The sequence below is a fragment of the Microcoleus sp. PH2017_35_SFW_U_B genome (assembly GCF_020737865.1).
In the GTDB taxonomy this organism is placed as follows: Bacteria; Cyanobacteriota; Cyanobacteriia; order Cyanobacteriales; family Microcoleaceae; genus Microcoleus.
Genome location: NZ_JAEQDE010000021.1, coordinates 235,343 through 251,902, shown reverse-complemented (window position 1 = coordinate 251,902; position 16,560 = coordinate 235,343). Strand labels below are relative to the sequence as shown.

Here is a 16,560-nt window from a genome sequence, read left to right as displayed (position 1 = left end):
TTCCCCTAAAATCTCCTCTCAGGTAGATGCCCCTAGAGTTAAAATCTTCTAAATCACCCCTCTCACAACCCAACTTCCTTGGCCTACGACAACACCTGCAAATATCTAGCAGAAAAATTCCCCGCCGCCTTCGTGAGCTGGCTACTACCAATAGACGAACCCACCGACATTCAGGTACTCAAAACCGAACTAATTCAAGAACCCATCCGAGCCGATTCTCTCGTTTTCCTGCAAACGGATAACCAAATCCTACATCTAGAATTTGAAACCCGACCCTACTCCGACCCGCCGATCGCCTTCAGGATGCTAGACTACTACGTCAGGCTCAAACGGCAATACTCCTGTTCCATCAATCAAGTAGTAATCTTTTTGCAGCAAACAGCCTCAGAACAGGTTTTTGTATCCGAGTACACAGACGCGAACACCCGACACGGCTATCGAGTGATCCGCCTGTGGGAACAAGACCCCGCTTTACTGCTGTCCGTCCCCGGCTTACTCCCATTGGCGACACTATCCCAAACCAACTCGCCGCGAACTTTGTTAGAGCAAATCGCTACTCAGATTGCTACAATACAAGAACCTACCCAACAAGCGGATTTACTCGCTTGTACCCAAGTGCTCGCAGGTTTGAGATTTGAAAAAGACTTAATCAGACAACTATTTAGGAAGGAAACTATGCGCGGTTCTGTGATTTACCAAGAGATTCGCGAAGACGGCCTCCTTGAAGGAAGACAACTAGGCCTCCTTGAAGGAAGGAAAGATGAGGCGCTGGCGTTTCTCACTCGCCTGTTGATTCGACGGATTGGTCCGATCGCACCTGAAACAACCGAGCAAATTCAGACTTTATCCGTAGAAGAATTAGAGGATTTAGGAGAGGCGCTGCTGGATTTTTCAGAAGCCTCAGATTTAACCAATTGGTTGAATGAACATCAGCCTTAATTGCTCAAACATCGCCGCCTATTTTCAAAACTTCACCAGATATATACTTTAAGGAAACTTAAGCCATGACCGTTGATGAAGCAATCGCGATCGCAGAAACAGTCCTTGATGGCGAAGGCTTAAACGACGTGCAAGAGCTCATCTTCAGACAATGCTGGGAAGGCCGATGTTCCTATGAGGAAATTTCTCAACTCTCTCAATATAATGATGAATACATCAAAGCGCTGGCGGCTAAACTCTGGAAACAACTCTCAGAGGCTTTTGATGAAAAAGTAAAAAAAAGTAATTTACGCTCTGTTTTTAAGCGATACTTGCGACGACATCAAGTGACATTACATCGAACTCAAGTAATTGGAGTTAACCTCAGCGGTGCTAATTTAACCGGAGCCAGAATATCATTCGCCAACTTAAGTGAATCTGATTCATCAACAGATTTACAGGGTGCAACTATATCTGATTATAATACAGTATCAGATGAAACTATCAAGCCTGAAAACGCGCATAACCAGGGAATCTTGTCAAGCATAAAAGAACGGATTTATCACTGGAACGATCTGCGCTTTCGCTGCGAAGAACAAGTAAAAATAGCCGAAGCGCTCGATCGCACAAACACCCTCTTTTTCCCCAACTCCAAAGCCCGCCTCACCACACCCGCAGGTAGACAAAACCAAGAACCAGATTTCCTCATATTCCACCAAGGCAAATGGGGAATTCTGGAAATATGGCATCCCGACACACAAAAAGATGAAACGCGCGATCGCCTGTTTGCATCTCACGGTATCAGCATGATCCACTACTGCGACGCCAACAGATGTACAGAAGAACCCGATCGCATTGTCCAAGAGTTTTTAGACATATTGAGTCAGAGATAGGGCGAGTGTTTTTTTCGTAAGGGCGATCGTATAGGGGCCCAGAAACCGGGTTTTTTACGAAAAGACGCGTTGTCACCGACAGATTAGGTAAAAACCCGGTTTCTTTGTCGGAGTGCGTCAGTCCATAAGGGCGATCGAACACATCTTATGAGAGCCTTAAACTTCTTCATCAAGATTAGACAAAATATCTTCCAAATCCCTAGCACCATGCAAAACACGGAGAACCTCCACCCGATCGTCTTGAATCCGGTAAAAAATTAGATAATCTTGAAAATCCTTAATTCGCCACTGACGAATCTCCCCCATCCGAGAAGAGACCGGCGTTGCTGAGTTATAGTATGAATAGGAGGAATAATTTATGCAATGTCCAGAATGTAAATCAACCCATATCCGTAAAAACGGCAAGAAAAAAGGAAAACAAAACCACATTTGTGTGCAATGCGGTCGTCAATTCATCAATGAGTATGAGCCCCAACGAGGTTATAGCGAAGACATCAAACGTGATTGCCTAAAAATGTATGTCAATGGTATGGGTTTACGGGCGATAGAACGAGTTAAGGGAGTTCATCATACCACGGTAATGAATTGGGTAAAACAAGTCGGGAAACTGTTACCAGATGTTTATGACCCTGAAGTCATTCCAGAAGTTGGTGAGCTTGATGAATTACAAACTTATGTAAAAAAAAAGACAGACAAGATCTGGCTGTGGACAGCGGTTGACCACTTTAAACCAGGGATTTTAGGATGGGTATTAGGGGATCATAGCGCTAAGACATTTGAACCATTATGGGACAAAGTAAGTGAATGGAAATGCTACTTTTATGTAACTGATGGATGGTCTGTATATCCCAGGTTTATTCCTGATGGAGATCAGATTGTTAGTAAGACTTATATGACACGAGTCGAAGGGGAAAATACAAGGCTAAGACATTCCGCCAGCTAGGCTACATCGCAAAACTCTTTGTTATTCTAAATGTGAGGAAATGCTCAAGCATTCTATTAAGTTATTAATACATTACTTAAAATTTGATGATATTCCCATTCCTGGGGCATTCATATCTTGATTCAGCAACGCCGAGACCAATCCCACGACTTTTCCCATTCCCGGTATTGTCGCTAATTGGGTAAAAGTGGCTTCGGCTAACTCCAGAAATCGCTCGGCAGTACGAGCATTTCCATTGACCAGAATATAGTTTGCCTGTTGTCTGAGATCCTGCGTGGCACGATTTTTGACAATTAATCGATCGCTCATACTGGTTGTGAATCGCCACCCAAAACCGATGCCCGCAAATTCTGCCAGTACGCAGCCGTCACTGGTTCTCCATCAGAGTCTAAACCCTCTTGCAGTAAACCTTCGAGTTTGGCTTGTGCCTGTTTTCGCTGGCGATCTTGCTGCACCAAATCTAGAAAATATTCTACCGCACTGGCATAAGCCCCTGTCTGAATTTGAGCGTCAATATAGATTTGCAGCTCTTCTGGTATGGCAAGAATAACGTTCATCTAAACACAACTCCTAGTTTACAGATAAATTTGCCTCATATTCATTCTCCAGCAGCCTCAGCCGACGCAGCGAATCTATCCGCTACAGCTTTGCCAATTAGCGCCACCTGACTTAGAGGCAAAAACTGAATTTTTTTGACAATATCGTTAATTTCTGGTGGTTGCGAGACTGGATTGCCATCCAAAAAGCTGAGAAACTCTTCCAGAGTATAGCCTGCTCTGGCAGCGAGCTTACCCAAGTTTTCAGTATCGGGAACCGTATCGCCCCTTTCCCAAAGCTGAACAGCGGTAGCAGAAACGCCCAAAAGCTTGCCAAACGCTCGTTGACTCATTGTTCCACGAGCAGTTTTGATGATTTCACTAAGTTTTTGTCTATTTTGGATGTTCACAACTGAAAAGCTATGCGATCGTACCTACCAGTCTACTTACAAACTGATACATCAACTATATTTCCCAGAAGACTCAGCAGCAGCAGCGAGCCTATCCATCACGGCTCTACCAATCACCGCCAACTCACTAATCGGCATACACTGAATTTTCTTCAGCAGCTCATTGGTATTGACCGGTTCCTGCACCGGCTTACCTTCGAGATGAGCCATAAGCTCTTCCATCGTAAAGCCTGCTCTTGTAGCAATCTGAGTCAAATTTTTCGTATCTGGAAGTACCTGCCCCTTTTCCCAATACAAGACAGAAGCAGCAGAAACTCCCAACAGCTTGCCAAAAGAAGTCAGGCTCATCGAGCCCCGCGCTAACTTAACAACCTCACTCAGTTTTTTCTTAGCTTCTGCGTCCACGGTATCAGCCACGAGATAACCACAATTCCTAGTTTACTTGTGTACCAACAAATTTGTCTGTCTTGCTTGACAGGAGAAGATTTAACAGATAGTATTTTAAGTAGATTGAAAGCTTTAATTTTAATTAAAACAGATTTGGGAGAAATACAAATGACCAAGAGACGCAATCTAAAAACTCACAAGCCCAGCCGCACCCGTCAAAGCCTTACAGCCTCCGGTTGGCTAAAACCTCAGTGCTGGCAAATCTCCAAAATGGAAGCCGCCGAAGCCCTGAGAATGCCCGTAAACCGCATAGTCAAAGTCTACCCCAAACAACATCAAGTAATAGTCGTTTACCTGAACAAGAAAGGACAAAAATGCAGTTCCTTTTTCAGCTACCGACTATTTGCCAGATGGCAGCAAGAGACGATCGCCACAATTGCCAGTTGTCGAAACCAGCAAACTCTCGCACCCCTAGAAATCATCGTACAGTACGACCTCGAACATTTCAAGTATCCAGTGGCGATCGCCGATGCAATTTGGGAAGCCCTACTCAACCACATCCGTCAAGTCATCAGGGAACAAAGGCTCAGCAAACAATGCGCCTAAGTTCCCCATCAACCAATCAATTAGAAGTAGAAGCAGCCAACTCGACCAAACGTTCCTGCTGATCCTGAGAAATGCAAGTCTGAATAATCTCCTCAATATCCCCTTCCAAAACACTATTGAGCGAAAAATTTTCCCCCAAACGGTGGTCGGTAGCCCGGTTATCCTTATAGTTGTACGTGCGAATCTTCTCCGATCGCGAACCAGTACCAACCTGAGCCAAACGCCGCGACTTCACCTCATCCTGCTGCTCCCGCAACTTCATATCATAGAGCTTAGCCCGCAAAATCTGCATCGCCCGCTCCTTATTCTGCAACTGACTGCGCTCCTCAGTACAGAAAATCCGAATCCCCGTCGGCTTGTGAAACAAATCCGCAGCAGTTTCAACCTTGTTCACGTTTTGGCCGCCAGCACCGCCCGATCGAGCCGTACTCATCTCAATATCCTTCGGATCGATATGAATCTCCACCTCATCCACCTCCGGCATCACCGCCACCGTCGCCGTCGAAGTATGCACCCGGCCACCAGCTTCAGTCACCGGCACTCGCTGCACCCGGTGCACTCCAGCCTCAAACTTCAGCTTGCTATAAACGCTATCCCCCGTGATTTCCAGAATCACCTCTTTAAAACCACCCATGTCCGCCAGTGACTCGCTCACCAACTTCACCTGCCAGCCTTCAGTTTGAGCGTAGCGCGAATACAGCCGCAGCAAATCACCCGCCCAAATACTAGCCTCATCTCCGCCAGTACCCGCCCGAATTTCCAGCATAATATTCTTGTCATCGTTCGGATCGCGCGGTAGCAGCAACACCTTCAAACGACTTTCCAAACTCTCCAGCTTCGACTCAAGTTCCTCAACTTCCATCCCGGCCATAAGCTGCATTTCTCGATCGCTCGCAGCTTCCTTAAGAACTTGCCGCGCGCCCACCAAATCTTCCTGAGTAGTTTTCCACAGGTCAAAAGTATCGACCACTTCCTCCAAGGACGATCGAGCTTTTGCCACCCGTTGGAACTCATAATTATCCCTGGCGACATCCGGGTCAGCCATGCGGCGAGTCAACTCATTAAAAGTTTGCTCTACCGACTTCAATTTATCCAGCAAATAAGATTCAGCCATGTCAAATGTCCTCCGTCAATCGATTGCGAGATTTTAGATTTTAGATTTTAGATTTTAGAATTGAAGAGAAGTTGGGATAGAATCGCGATCTTTCCTCAGCGGAAGGGCCGTAGCAACTCTTCAGTCTAAGCTCTCCAATCCGAGGGCGGATAGATTTTAGATTTTAGATTTTAGAATTGAAGAGAAGTTGGGATAGAATCGCGATCTTTCCTCAGCGGAAGGGCCGTAGCAATCTCAAATCTCAAATCCAAAATCCGAGAGCAGTCAGTTACCAGTAGAAAAAAACTACTTCCAACCGACTGCGGACAAATGACAATCCGGCTACTTCTTCTTTTTGCCTTTAGCAGCAGCCTTAGCAGCATCTGCTTTCGGGTCTTCCATTTTCAGCGGCCCCGACATAGCATCTGCCTTCGGCATTTCTACTTCCGTCATGCCGTATTTCCGCATAAAGCGTTCCACACGACCTTCAGTATCAATAATCTTCTGAGTGCCAGTATAAAAAGGATGATTTCCCGACCAGACATCAACTTGAAGCTTTGGTCTAGTCGAACCAACAGTCATCACAAGTTCGCCGTTGCAATAAACCTGAGCTTCGGGATACCACTCAGGGTGAATGCCTTCTTTCGCCATTTTTTTTACTCTCTAATTTTTGACTTTACAACCATTTTAGCCGTCATCGGACTTGTACGCCAACAACAGCCGTAATTTTGCCCTATCTGCTTTGAAAACCAGAATCAGGAATCTGAAAAAAACCTTGAAAAAAGGAGGATGGAATCTAGAAAATTTTTCTTTCTTCCCTCTTCCCTCTTCCTTGCTCTTAGCAAATATTCAGGGTTTAAAACCTCCACTCCAGGAAGCCGAATTGTTTTGAGAACTACGCTAGGGCTTAGCGGAGAGTTAAATCCCAGTATTAAAAAGCTCAACTGTCAACTGTCAACTGTCAACTGTCAACTGTCAACTGTTTAACGTTTCGAGTATTGAGGAGCCTTGCGAGCTTTCCGCAAACCGTACTTTTTACGTTCTTTAGCCCGCGGGTCGCGAGTCAAATAGCCCTCAATCTTCAGAGGTTTCCGGTTGTCCGGGTCTAACTGACAAAGTGCTCTAGCGACACCCAAACGAATCGAGTCAGCTTGACCTGTCAGGCCGCCGCCTTCGACTTTCACCAAAATGTCGTACTCATTTTCTAGACCCAAAGTTTCCAAAGGAGCCTTAGCGAGTGCCAAATAAGTGGGGTTGAATTGCAGGTACAAATCTCCCTCTTTACCATTGACAGTCAGTACGCCTGTGCCGGGAACCAAACGTACCCGCGCTACGGAACACTTGCGGCGGCCTGTACCCCAGTACACAGCGCGGCCGGTATCTGTTGCTTGCATTACTCATTTCCTCCCGGAATCGTGTGAACAATTAATTCTTCTGGTTGTTGAGCTGCGTGCGGGTGGTTAGGGCCAGCGTACACTTTCAACTTAGTAAACAGTTGTCTGCCCAGAGATGTGTGAGGCAGCATTCCCCGAATCGCTTCTTCGACAATTCTTTCGGGCAAACGTGCTTGCAATTTGGCAAAAGTTTCTGTTTTCATGCCGCCCGGTCTGCCAGAGTGGCGGCGGTAGATTTTTTGGGTGCGTTTTTTGCCAGTAACAGCGATTTTGTCAGCATTGATGACAATTACGAAATCGCCGGTATCCATGGAAGGAGTGTAAGTGGGTTTGTGTTTGCCCCGGAGGTGCATGGCAACTTCTGTTGCCAGACGGCCCAGGCGCTGGTCGGCGGCATCGACCACGTACCACTTGTGCTCTAGGGAGTCTTTAGTAGGGACGTAAGTTTTGTTCATTGTTAGTTGTCAGTTGTTATTTGTTAATTGTTATTTGTTAGTTGTCAGTTGTTATTTGTTAGTTGTTATTTGTTAGTTGTTGCCAATAACTAATAACCAATAACTAATAACTAATAACTAATAACCAATAACTAATTTGGGCTGAGTGTCGTACCAAACATCGGTGGGAAAGGGAAAGTCCTGATAGCCAACCCGCAACAGGCATAAACCTTGAGCGGGAGCGGCGTATTTTACCATTTCTCGGCGTTCGTTGACCCAGATATCAGTGAAATTGTCGATCGCCCTTTCCCCCCGACCCACCTGCACCAGCAACCCCACCAGCAGCCGCATCATCCCGTACAGAAACCCGCTCGCCTGAACCTCAATATAGATAAGAGGCCCAGAACGGTGACACTCTGCCGCTTGTACGTCCACCCAAGAATGGGGGCGAGCAGACCCTGCCCGGTGGAAAGCAGCCAAGTGATGGCGCCCGATTAGCGGTGTCAAAGCTGCCTGAATCAAAGATTCGTCCACAGGTGCGTGATAGCAGTGCCAAGCATAAGGACGCACAAACAGATTAGGAATCGGGTCTGTATAAAGGGTGTAGCGATAGCGCCGCCAACTGGCTGAGAACCGAGCGTGCCAGGTAGGTTCCACCTTTGCCGAAGCTCGAATTAAAATATCTTTTGCCAGTCGAGAGTTGAGAACGCTTGCCCAGCGGTGAGCCGGAATTGGGCCATCAGCATCAAAATGGGCTACTTGAGCAGCGGCGTGAACTCCCGCATCAGTTCTCCCGGCCGCGTACAGCGTTACCGGGCGTTCCAGCACATTCGATATTGTTGTTTCAATTTCTTCTTGTACTGTACGCTGGTTCGGCTGTCGCTGCCAACCGTGAAAGTCAGTGCCGAGGTATTGGATTACCAAAGCAATGCGTTGTGTCGATCGGGCATTTTCGATTGGGGATTTTGGATTGTCAGTCATAAATCAAAAATCTCCCACCCAAAATTGCATTAAACCAGTTCAACGATCGCCATTTCGGAATTGTCTCCTTGGCGGGGGACAGTTCGCACTACGCGGGTGTAGCCCCCGTTGCGCGAGCCGTACCGTTCTTGGGCAGCCTCAAACAAGGCGTGTACTAACTGTTTGTCATAGATATAGCCCATAGCTTGCCGGCGAGCGGCCAAGGAGCCATCTTTGGCCAAGGTAATCATTCTGTCCGCTTCTGGACGCAGCGCTTTGGCGCGGGCGAGAGTGGTAGTGATTTTACCGTGGCGGATTAATTCGGTGGTCAGCGAGCGCAACATGGCGCGGCGCTGGTCAGCCGGTTTGTTTAGTTGGGGGACGCGACAGCGGTGACGCATAGCAGTTGGTAATTGGTAATTGGTAATTGGGCGCGGGGATAGACAGTCTGCGAACTCGGGGGTGAATTCTTCTTGGTTCTGAAGAACTCACGCACTGAAAATGCAGAACTTTTTTACCCGTTACCCGTTGATTAACTTTTAGCTGATTTTTCCTGTGGCAAAGTAATGCCCAAGCGTTTTTGTAAAGCTTCAATCACTTCTTCTGCGGACTTCTGCCCGAAGTTCTTAATCTCGAGCAAGTCTTCTTGGGTATAATCCAATAAGTCTGCAACTGAGTTGATCTGAGCCCGCTTGAGACAGTTGTAAGCCCGGACTGACAACTGCAATTCTTCGATCGGAATTTGGCTCGTAGGATCGGCCTCACCTGGATACTCGGGTTTGAGAGAATCTTGGGTGATGTCTTTGAGAGGTGCAAATAAATCTACCAGGATGTGTGCAGATTGACTCAGAGCTTCTTGAGGAGTCACGCTGCCATCAGTCCAGATTTCCATAACCAGCCGGTCTTTCTCAGAACTGCCACCGAGCCGAGCATCTTCCACGCTGTAGTTGACTCTGCGAATCGGCATAAAGATGGCGTCAATTTGGAGAAAATCCAAAGCCGACCCATCATCGCGACTGCGGTCTACTGCTCGATATCCGATGCCTTTTTCAATTCTGAATTCCATTTCCAGAACAGATCCCGGTGAGAGAGTCGCAATGTACTGCGATTTATCGATCAATTCCACCTCAGAGGGCAAATCGAATCGATCGGCAGTAACTGTAACTGGCCCCTCAATCCGCAACCTACCGATTTGTGGCTGCTGGGAATGAGTTTTTAGAACAACCTCTTTCATGTTCAGGAGAATTTCCAGAACGTCCTCACGTACCCCTTCGATCGTGGCAAACTCGTGATTGACGCCCGCGATGCGGACTGAAGTTACTGCTGTTCCTTCCAAATTTGACAGCAGAACTCGCCGGAGCGCATTCCCAACAGTTGTTCCCTGACCGCGATCGAGCGGTTCTAGAACAAATTTTCCGTACTGACTGCGGTCTTTGTCAGTGTTAGACTCTATACATTCAATTTGAAACTGCGCCACGGAGTGACCTCCCTTTTCCACTTTGGATTTTTGATTTTGGATTTTAGATTGCAGAGCATACCCCTGAACGGATTTCGGATTTTGGATGGACGGGGCAACAGTTAGAACCATTAGTTTTTGACTTTAAGCAGTTAGCCAATATCCAAAATCTAAAATCTAAAATCTCAAATCGTTTTAGACTCTACGCCGCTTGGGAGGGCGACAGCCGTTGTGAGGAATTGGGGTAACATCTCTAATCAGGGTAATTTCCAGTCCCGCCCCTTGCAAGGCCCGAATTGCAGTTTCTCGACCTGCTCCCGGCCCGCTTACCATTACTTCTATTTGGCGCATTCCCTGGTCATTGGCTCTGCGGGCTGCACTTTCTGCTGCTGTTTGAGCTGCAAAGGGAGTACCCTTTTTAGCTCCTTTGAAACCGCTGGAACCTGCTGATGCCCAGGATATTACTTCGCCATTTAGGTCGGTAATAGTCACAATCGTATTGTTAAAGGTAGACTGGATGTAGCCTACCCCATTCGGTACGTTACGCTTCTGCTTTTTTGCACCAGATTTCTTGCCTGTTTGTTGTCGTGGCGGCATATTAGTCTCTTTATCGTTTTCATTGAATTACTCTCCCCAAAGGCGGGGAAACAGTCAGCAGGAACATAAATTTCCTGCAAACTGCTGTTATTTCTTGGACGGTGCTTTTTTCTTGCCCGCCACTGTACGGCGGACGCCGCGACGGGTTCTGGCGTTGGTACGGGTTCGTTGACCCCGCACCGGCAGACCCAAACGGTGACGCCGACCGCGGTAAGTCCCGATATCCATCAGGCGCTTGATGTTCATTGACTCCCAGCGCCGGAGGTCTCCTTCGATTTGGTAGGTGCTTTCTACATGAGCCCGTAGAGTAGTCACGTCGGCCTCTGTTAAATCCTTGACGCGAGTGTCAGGATTTACGCCTGTTGCAGCGATAATTTTTTGGGCCCGCGACAGACCTATTCCGTAAATGTATGTCAGACCTATTTCGACGCGCTTATCGCGTGGAAGGTCTACACCGGCAATCCGTGCCACACTTTTTGTCTCCCTAGTTTTCCTATTTGGCTACAATATTGAATTAGGCAGCACCTGCGTGCATTGCCCAGCCCAATTTTCCCGTTTTCTAACCTTGGCGCTGTTTGTGTTTCGGGTTAGTACATATCACCATCACTCGACCGCGACGGCGGATGACGCGACATTTTTCACAAATTTTTTTGACAGATGCTCGAACTTTCATCTTTCTTCCTGCCTGGAGAACCCCGCTCTACCGGAGAGCACGCACGCTGGCCCGTAGAGCGGTGGGAGGAGAGGCTGGGCAAGGTGTAGGCCTCTCCTCGATTAAATTGTATAAAGTGCGGGTTGTTTTTTGAAGGAGATCGCTTGCACCCACTCCCATTGCTGGGTAAAGTTCGCTTGCGCCAGAATGTTGGCGATCGATACTTAAACGGCGTAGCAATGACTTAACCCGGTACGCCGCTGGGTTGTTGACGCCCTTCTCGGCAACACTACAAACGTAGCATTATAGCATAAATTTGAAGCTTTTTACCAAATTCTCTCTAATTAAACTTAGAATTAGTTTTTAGAAAGTTTTATCTAAGCCTATTTTTTCCGAAGGCGATAAGTAATCCTGCCTTTGGTCAAGTCGTAGGGAGTTAATTCAACTTTGACGCGATCGCCAGGCAGAATTTTGATGTAGTTGCGGCGGATCTTGCCGGAAATGTGAGCTAGCACGTTAAACCCATTATCTAGGTCAACGCGAAACATCGCATTCGGCAGTGATTCCGTCACTGTCCCTTCCATTTCAATTAAATCTTGCTTAGACAATTTGGTATTTACCTCAACTCTACATTTGATTAACTAGGAGTGTCCCAGCGTTTGCTTCAAAACCTATTTACCAAGTAAGGAGCGGCCGATTTTAGATTTTAGATTTTAGATTTACTCCACAGATGCATCAAAGGAGCAGGAACTTCGGTCTAAAATTTGGGATCTCGACGATTGTCGGTGGCTTGTATCCGTTTTGGGCGGGTTGAAGGCGAACGGGGCAATAATTCGGGTAACTCGATCGACTGCTTGACTCAATTAACCCCTTGCTTCAGCTTTACTTGAGTAAAGTTGTAGCAAGTAAAATCGAGTTCAATCCTGTTTCTAGCAACCCTCACAAAACCTGATAGCACAAAAAGCTCCTAGTTAACATATCTTAGCAAAAGCTGGTGAGTAACAAGCTGTATTGCGAGGGTTCAAGAGTCGCCAGAGAGCGCTTGTTGCAGTTCTGCGGTGACTACTTCCATATCGCGATCGCCATCAACCGCAACTAACTGTTCGCGAGCGCTATAAAACTCAATCAAAGGCTCAGTTTGCTCGCGATAAACTTGCAACCGGCGCCGGATCGTCTCCTCATTGTCATCCTGGCGGCCCCGCGACAGCAGGCGAGTCACCAAAACATTGTCAGGTACGTCCAAATTGACAGCTCGCAGATCGCAATCCTTTCCAGACTTACTTCCCTCAGTACCAACATCACACAGCAGTTTGTCAAAAAACGCTGCCTGCGCCACAGTACGGGGAAATCCGTCGAGAATCCAGCCCGCACCAGCATCTGGTTCATTCATGCGTTCTTGGACGATATCCATCAATAACTCGTCGGGAACCAACTCACCAGCATCCATGTAGGATTTAGCTTTTACACCCAAGGGAGTTTTCGCCACCACGCAGGCGCGAAGGATGTCACCCGTAGAAATGTGGGGTATTTTCCAGAGAGCGGCTAAAACCTGAGCCTGAGTTCCCTTTCCCGCCCCTGGAGGCCCCATAAAAATCAATTGCATTGCGATTACTTCACCATTCCTTCATATCGCTGGGAGATGACGTAAGTTTGAATTTGCTTGGCAGTTTCGATCGCCACACCCACTAGAATCAGTAGGGAAGTTGCACCAAACCCTCTAAAAGTTTGGACGCCGATCGCGCTTTCGACAGCCGTTGGTACAATAGCTACCAGACCGAGAAAAATCGCTCCCAAGAAAGTCAAACGGTTCAAAACCTTCTCCACATAATCGCTGGTTTTCTGACCGGGACGAATCCCAGGAATACTGGCACCCATTTTCTTCAAGTTCTGAGACATATCTACGGGGTTGACAATCAACGAAGCGTAGAAATAGCTGAAGAACAGAATCAAAGTCAGATAAAACAGCGCGTAAGCCCAAGGCGCAGGGCCGTTCGGACTCAACACATTAGCAACTTGAACCAAAAACGGCTGATTGAGAGACTGAGCAAGGAAAGAAGGCACAATCAACACCGAAGATGCAAAAATAATCGGCATCACTCCGCCTTGATTCAAGCGCAGGGGTAGATAACTGCGACTCTCCCGATAAACTTTGCGACCGACTTGGCGGCGGGCAGAAATAATCGGAATGCGGCGAGTACCTTCCTGAACAAAAACAATCCCGACAATCGTCACCAAAAAGACCAGCAGCAGAACAACTACGCGGCCGACAACTTGCGTGTCGCCACTTTGAGCCAATTCAAAAGTTTGTCCCAAAGAGCGCGGTAAAACCGACACAATGTTGATAAAAATCAACAGTGATGCTCCGTTTCCAATACCTCGCTCCGTCACCACTTCCGATATCCACATCACAAACATCGACCCTGCTGTCAGAGCCAAAGCAGTCTGGGGGATGAAAAAAGCCGATGGAGTCTGAGCAAAAGGGCTGACCCAAATCGCAATGCCAATGCTTTGCAGAATAGCCCAGCCCAAAGAAACGTAGCGAGTAATTTGAGAAATCTTGCGCCGCCCTGCTTCGCCGTCATTTTTCTGCATATCTTCTAAACTTGGCAGAGCCGCAGTTAGGAGTTGCACAATAATTGAAGCATTGATGTAGGGCAAAATCCCCAGCGCGAAAATCCCCAAAGCTGACAGCCCGCCTCCTGAAAACAAGTCCAAAAAGCCAATTAAAGGGCTATTTTGGACGTTTTGGGCAAAGGCGGCGCGATCGATGCCGGGGACTGGCAAGTGAACACCCAGGCGCACTAAAATCAATAAGCCAATGGTGACGAGGATGCGGCCCCGCAAACCAGCAGCTTGAGCCATCTGCATGAACGTCTCTTGTGCAGTTGGCGCTTTCTCTTTACTAACGTCCATAGTTACGATTTTGGATTTTAGATTTGGGATTTTCGACTAAATCATTTTCTGATAGCAAGAAGAGAGGATTTGAGATTTGGACAAACTCTCAAACCTCAAATCTTCACGCAACTACTTCGCAACTTCCGCCGGCGGCTTCAATTTTGGTGCGAGCACCTGCGGTAAAGGCCGCCGCGCGCACTTGCAGAGCCACATTCAGTTCGCCATCTCCTAAGATTTTCAGCGGCCCGTCGTCAGTAGTGACAATTTTTGCTTCGATCAAAGAGGTGAGAGTAACTTCTGTGTTTGCTGGCAGTGATGCTAATTTACTTACATTAATGGTAGTGTACTCTTTCCGGTTCACTAAAGGGAAGCTCTTCAGCTTGGGCAGGCGGCGGTAAAGAGGATTTTGACCACCTTCAAAACCGGGTCTAGTGCCGCTACCGGCTCTAGCTTTTTGACCGCGCATCCCTTTACCGGAACTCGCGCCTTGACCGGCAGAAATACCTCTACCCAAGCGACGCGGGCGTTTTGTGGAACCCGCTTTTGGTCGGGCGTCTTGCAATCTCATAGTTTTGATAGTTGGTAATTGGTAATTGGTAATTGGTAATTGGTAGTTTTGAGTTTTGAGTTTTGAGGAATGAAAGATTTTTATTCAAAACTCAATACTTAATACTCAAAACTGACAATTTCCAGTTCCCTAGTCCTTAACCGTAGAGGTTTTCTACTGGAATTCCGCGCTCTTGAGCAACTTCGGATAAGGTGCGAAGAGTGGAAAGGGCGTTGACTGCGGCTCTAGCGTTGTTTAAAGGATTTCCTGAACCTAGCTGTTTGGCTAAGATGTTGCGGACTCCTGCTAGTTCGAGAACAGTTCGCACTGCTCCCCCTGCAATTACCCCGGTTCCGGGTGCTGCTGGACGCATCATAACTTTGGCTCCGCCACCTGCACCGTTGATCGGGTGAGGGATGGAGTTTGATTTGGTGAGGGGAACTTCAATTAGGTGCTTTTTGCCGTCAGCGACGCCTTTTTTAACGGCACCGATTACGTCGCTAGCTTTGCCGACTCCCACTCCAACTTGACCGCGTTCGTTGCCGATAATGACTATGGCGCGGAAGCTGAGTTTTTTACCGCCTTTAACTACTTTGGTAACGCGACGAATCTGAACAACCCGTTCTTGCCATTCGGATTCTTTTTCGCGCCCTTTGTTGTTATTGCTTTTTTTCTTGTTGCGCTGTTCTTTTTGTTCTGCCATGTTTTGTCCTTGGGGAATTGAGGATTAGTAATTGGTAGTTGGTATAGAGAAATTAACAATTAGGAATTAAGAATTTTGTTATAGATTCTCTTTTCCTTCTTCCTTCTTCCTTCTTCCTTCTTCCTTCTTCCTTCTTGCTTCTTCCTAAAAGTCTAACCCGGCTTCGCGAGCTGCGTCGGCGAGGGCTTTAACGCGACCGTGATAGAGGTTGCCTCCGCGATCGAATACGACTTTGACTATGCCAGCGCTGGAACACCGTTTGGCAATCAACTGACCGACTTGGGTGCTGGCGTTGCAGTTGGCTCCCGAACTGAGTTCGGCTTTCAATTCTGGATCGAGGGTTGACGCAGCAGCCAAAGTGTGCTGTGCCGTGTCGTCGATTACCTGGACGTAGATGTGATTGGACGATCGAAATACCGCTAATCTGGGACGTTCGGCGGTGCCGAATACCTTGCGCCGCACGCGGCGGTGTCTGCGGTGGACTGATTCTTTGCGAGTAAGCTTCATTGTTACTTCTTACCTGTTTTGCCTGTTTTACCAGCTTTGCGCCGGACGACTTCGCCGCTGTAGCGAATGCCTTTGCCCTTGTAAACTTCGGGCGGACGCACCGCGCGGATGCGGGCTGCTGTGTTGCCTACGAGTTCTTTGTCAATACCGGAGACAATGACGTTGGTGTTGCCTTCAACTGCCATGGTGATGCCTTCTGGAGGAGGCATTTCAACGGGCTTGCTGTAACCGACGTTTAAAATCAGGTTCCGTCCTTGAACCTGTGCCCGATAACCTGTGCCGATAATTTCCAGACGACGCTGAAAGCCTTGGGATACACCTTCGACCATGTTGGCGACAAGGGTGCGACAGAGGCCGTGCAATTGTCTGGCGACGCGAGATTCGTCCCGGCGGGTAACGAGTAAAGTCTCGCCTTCCATTCCTAGGAGGATTTCGGCGGGGATTACTCGGGAAAGTTCACCTTTAGGGCCTTTGACGGCTACTTTTTGACCGTCTAGGGTGATGGTGACTTTTGTGGGGATGCTAATCGGACGCTTGCCAATTCGCGACATAGTTTTTGTCCTTTGTTTTTAGTTTTTAGTGTTTGATTATTAGTATCTAGTTATTAGTCTTTAGCGATCGACTTTTGA

General features: G+C 47.6%; 26 protein-coding genes. 4 read left to right on the top strand and 22 right to left on the bottom strand.

What is annotated here, in order from left to right; translation table 11 throughout:
- Positions 1 to 78 precede the first annotated feature (78 nt).
- Positions 79 to 939: an Rpn family recombination-promoting nuclease/putative transposase gene (locus JGK36_RS02685; RefSeq protein WP_293189592.1), complete on the top strand. Its 861-nt coding sequence runs from the start codon at positions 79 to 81 to the stop codon at positions 937 to 939.
- A gap of 65 nt (positions 940 to 1,004) precedes the next feature.
- Entirely contained in the window at positions 1,005 to 1,811 is an 807-nt protein-coding gene (locus JGK36_RS02680) for a pentapeptide repeat-containing protein (RefSeq protein ID WP_293189590.1), read from the top strand.
- Between the two features lie 156 nt (positions 1,812 to 1,967).
- Here JGK36_RS02680 and JGK36_RS02675 read toward each other — a convergent pair whose 3' ends face one another.
- Positions 1,968 to 2,117 carry a type II toxin-antitoxin system RelE/ParE family toxin gene (locus tag JGK36_RS02675; protein ID WP_293189588.1) on the bottom strand — a complete coding sequence of 50 codons (150 nt, stop codon included), beginning with the start codon at positions 2,115 to 2,117 and terminating at the stop codon, positions 1,968 to 1,970.
- 52 nt (positions 2,118 to 2,169) lie between these two features.
- Between JGK36_RS02675 and JGK36_RS02670 the strand changes: the two genes are divergently transcribed.
- A protein-coding gene (locus tag JGK36_RS02670) for an IS1 family transposase (RefSeq protein ID WP_293189586.1) occupies positions 2,170 to 2,875 on the top strand; the annotation gives its coding sequence in 2 pieces (ribosomal slippage) (positions 2,170 to 2,748 and positions 2,750 to 2,875; 705 coding nt in all).
- Here the strand turns inward: JGK36_RS02670 and JGK36_RS02665 are convergent.
- The 4 genes from JGK36_RS02665 to JGK36_RS02650 form a co-directional block, all read right to left on the bottom strand.
- Entirely contained in the window at positions 2,827 to 3,063 is a 237-nt protein-coding gene (locus JGK36_RS02665) for a type II toxin-antitoxin system RelE/ParE family toxin (protein ID WP_293189584.1), read from the bottom strand. The two genes, JGK36_RS02670 and JGK36_RS02665, sit on opposite strands and share 49 nt — an antisense overlap.
- Positions 3,060 to 3,311: a hypothetical protein gene (locus JGK36_RS02660; protein WP_293189582.1), complete on the bottom strand. Its 252-nt coding sequence runs from the start codon at positions 3,309 to 3,311 to the stop codon at positions 3,060 to 3,062. Before JGK36_RS02660 ends, JGK36_RS02665 begins: the two co-directional genes overlap by 4 nt.
- Positions 3,312 to 3,352: 41 nt before the next feature.
- Positions 3,353 to 3,643, bottom strand: a complete 291-nt coding sequence (locus tag JGK36_RS02655) for a helix-turn-helix domain-containing protein (RefSeq protein WP_293175961.1) — start codon at positions 3,641 to 3,643, stop codon at positions 3,353 to 3,355.
- 108 nt (positions 3,644 to 3,751) lie between these two features.
- A complete protein-coding gene (locus tag JGK36_RS02650; protein ID WP_293175963.1) occupies positions 3,752 to 4,117 on the bottom strand; it encodes a transcriptional regulator in 366 nt (121 codons plus the stop codon).
- A gap of 138 nt (positions 4,118 to 4,255) precedes the next feature.
- Here JGK36_RS02650 and JGK36_RS02645 point away from each other — a divergent pair, with 138 nt between their 5' ends.
- On the top strand, positions 4,256 to 4,693 hold the full coding sequence (locus tag JGK36_RS02645) for a hypothetical protein (RefSeq protein ID WP_293175965.1): 438 nt from the start codon (positions 4,256 to 4,258) through the stop codon (positions 4,691 to 4,693).
- A 16-nt stretch (positions 4,694 to 4,709) separates the two neighbouring features.
- On the opposite strand, the gene prfA is transcribed toward JGK36_RS02645, so the two are convergent.
- The 17 genes from prfA to rplF all read right to left on the bottom strand — a co-directional run bounded on the left by prfA (position 4,710) and on the right by rplF (position 16,482).
- Positions 4,710 to 5,807, bottom strand: a complete 1,098-nt coding sequence (prfA, locus tag JGK36_RS02640) for a peptide chain release factor 1 (RefSeq protein WP_293195924.1) — start codon at positions 5,805 to 5,807, stop codon at positions 4,710 to 4,712.
- 321 nt (positions 5,808 to 6,128) lie between these two features.
- Positions 6,129 to 6,437, bottom strand: a complete 309-nt coding sequence (gene rpmE / locus JGK36_RS02635; protein WP_293175969.1) for a 50S ribosomal protein L31 — start codon at positions 6,435 to 6,437, stop codon at positions 6,129 to 6,131.
- Between the two features lie 332 nt (positions 6,438 to 6,769).
- A complete protein-coding gene (rpsI, locus tag JGK36_RS02630) occupies positions 6,770 to 7,180 on the bottom strand; it encodes a 30S ribosomal protein S9 (RefSeq protein ID WP_236504525.1) in 411 nt (136 codons plus the stop codon).
- Positions 7,180 to 7,635, bottom strand: coding sequence for a 50S ribosomal protein L13 (rplM, locus tag JGK36_RS02625; RefSeq protein WP_293189578.1), 456 nt, complete (start codon positions 7,633 to 7,635; stop codon positions 7,180 to 7,182). The genes rpsI and rplM overlap by 1 nt, the downstream gene beginning before the upstream one ends.
- Positions 7,636 to 7,752: 117 nt before the next feature.
- On the bottom strand, positions 7,753 to 8,595 hold the full coding sequence (gene truA, locus JGK36_RS02620) for a tRNA pseudouridine(38-40) synthase TruA (RefSeq protein WP_293175974.1): 843 nt from the start codon (positions 8,593 to 8,595) through the stop codon (positions 7,753 to 7,755).
- 29 nt (positions 8,596 to 8,624) lie between these two features.
- On the bottom strand, positions 8,625 to 8,975 hold the full coding sequence (rplQ, locus tag JGK36_RS02615) for a 50S ribosomal protein L17 (protein WP_293133831.1): 351 nt from the start codon (positions 8,973 to 8,975) through the stop codon (positions 8,625 to 8,627).
- A 131-nt stretch (positions 8,976 to 9,106) separates the two neighbouring features.
- Positions 9,107 to 10,051, bottom strand: coding sequence for a DNA-directed RNA polymerase subunit alpha (locus JGK36_RS02610; protein ID WP_293133983.1), 945 nt, complete (start codon positions 10,049 to 10,051; stop codon positions 9,107 to 9,109).
- 174 nt (positions 10,052 to 10,225) lie between these two features.
- Positions 10,226 to 10,627, bottom strand: a complete 402-nt coding sequence (gene rpsK / locus JGK36_RS02605) for a 30S ribosomal protein S11 (RefSeq protein WP_265233150.1) — start codon at positions 10,625 to 10,627, stop codon at positions 10,226 to 10,228.
- Positions 10,628 to 10,714: 87 nt separating this feature from the next.
- Complete coding sequence (gene rpsM, locus JGK36_RS02600; RefSeq protein WP_293175976.1) at positions 10,715 to 11,098, bottom strand: 30S ribosomal protein S13; 384 nt, start codon at positions 11,096 to 11,098, stop codon at positions 10,715 to 10,717.
- Positions 11,099 to 11,186: 88 nt separating this feature from the next.
- Positions 11,187 to 11,300, bottom strand: a complete 114-nt coding sequence (gene rpmJ / locus JGK36_RS02595; protein WP_015178722.1) for a 50S ribosomal protein L36 — start codon at positions 11,298 to 11,300, stop codon at positions 11,187 to 11,189.
- A gap of 362 nt (positions 11,301 to 11,662) precedes the next feature.
- A complete protein-coding gene (infA, locus tag JGK36_RS02590) occupies positions 11,663 to 11,887 on the bottom strand; it encodes a translation initiation factor IF-1 (RefSeq protein WP_006276978.1) in 225 nt (74 codons plus the stop codon).
- 413 nt (positions 11,888 to 12,300) lie between these two features.
- The gene (locus tag JGK36_RS02585; RefSeq protein WP_293175978.1) at positions 12,301 to 12,882 is read right to left on the bottom strand and encodes an adenylate kinase; all 582 of its coding nucleotides are present in this window, start codon (positions 12,880 to 12,882) and stop codon (positions 12,301 to 12,303) included.
- A gap of 5 nt (positions 12,883 to 12,887) precedes the next feature.
- On the bottom strand, positions 12,888 to 14,192 hold the full coding sequence (gene secY / locus JGK36_RS02580) for a preprotein translocase subunit SecY (RefSeq protein WP_293175980.1): 1,305 nt from the start codon (positions 14,190 to 14,192) through the stop codon (positions 12,888 to 12,890).
- Between the two features lie 103 nt (positions 14,193 to 14,295).
- Positions 14,296 to 14,742, bottom strand: a complete 447-nt coding sequence (gene rplO, locus JGK36_RS02575) for a 50S ribosomal protein L15 (RefSeq protein ID WP_293133857.1) — start codon at positions 14,740 to 14,742, stop codon at positions 14,296 to 14,298.
- A 136-nt stretch (positions 14,743 to 14,878) separates the two neighbouring features.
- Positions 14,879 to 15,424, bottom strand: a complete 546-nt coding sequence (rpsE, locus tag JGK36_RS02570; RefSeq protein WP_293175982.1) for a 30S ribosomal protein S5 — start codon at positions 15,422 to 15,424, stop codon at positions 14,879 to 14,881.
- Positions 15,425 to 15,568: 144 nt separating this feature from the next.
- A complete protein-coding gene (rplR, locus tag JGK36_RS02565; RefSeq protein WP_293175984.1) occupies positions 15,569 to 15,931 on the bottom strand; it encodes a 50S ribosomal protein L18 in 363 nt (120 codons plus the stop codon).
- Between the two features lie 2 nt (positions 15,932 to 15,933).
- A complete protein-coding gene (gene rplF, locus JGK36_RS02560; RefSeq protein WP_293133866.1) occupies positions 15,934 to 16,482 on the bottom strand; it encodes a 50S ribosomal protein L6 in 549 nt (182 codons plus the stop codon).
- Between the last annotated feature and the right edge of the window lie 78 nt (positions 16,483 to 16,560).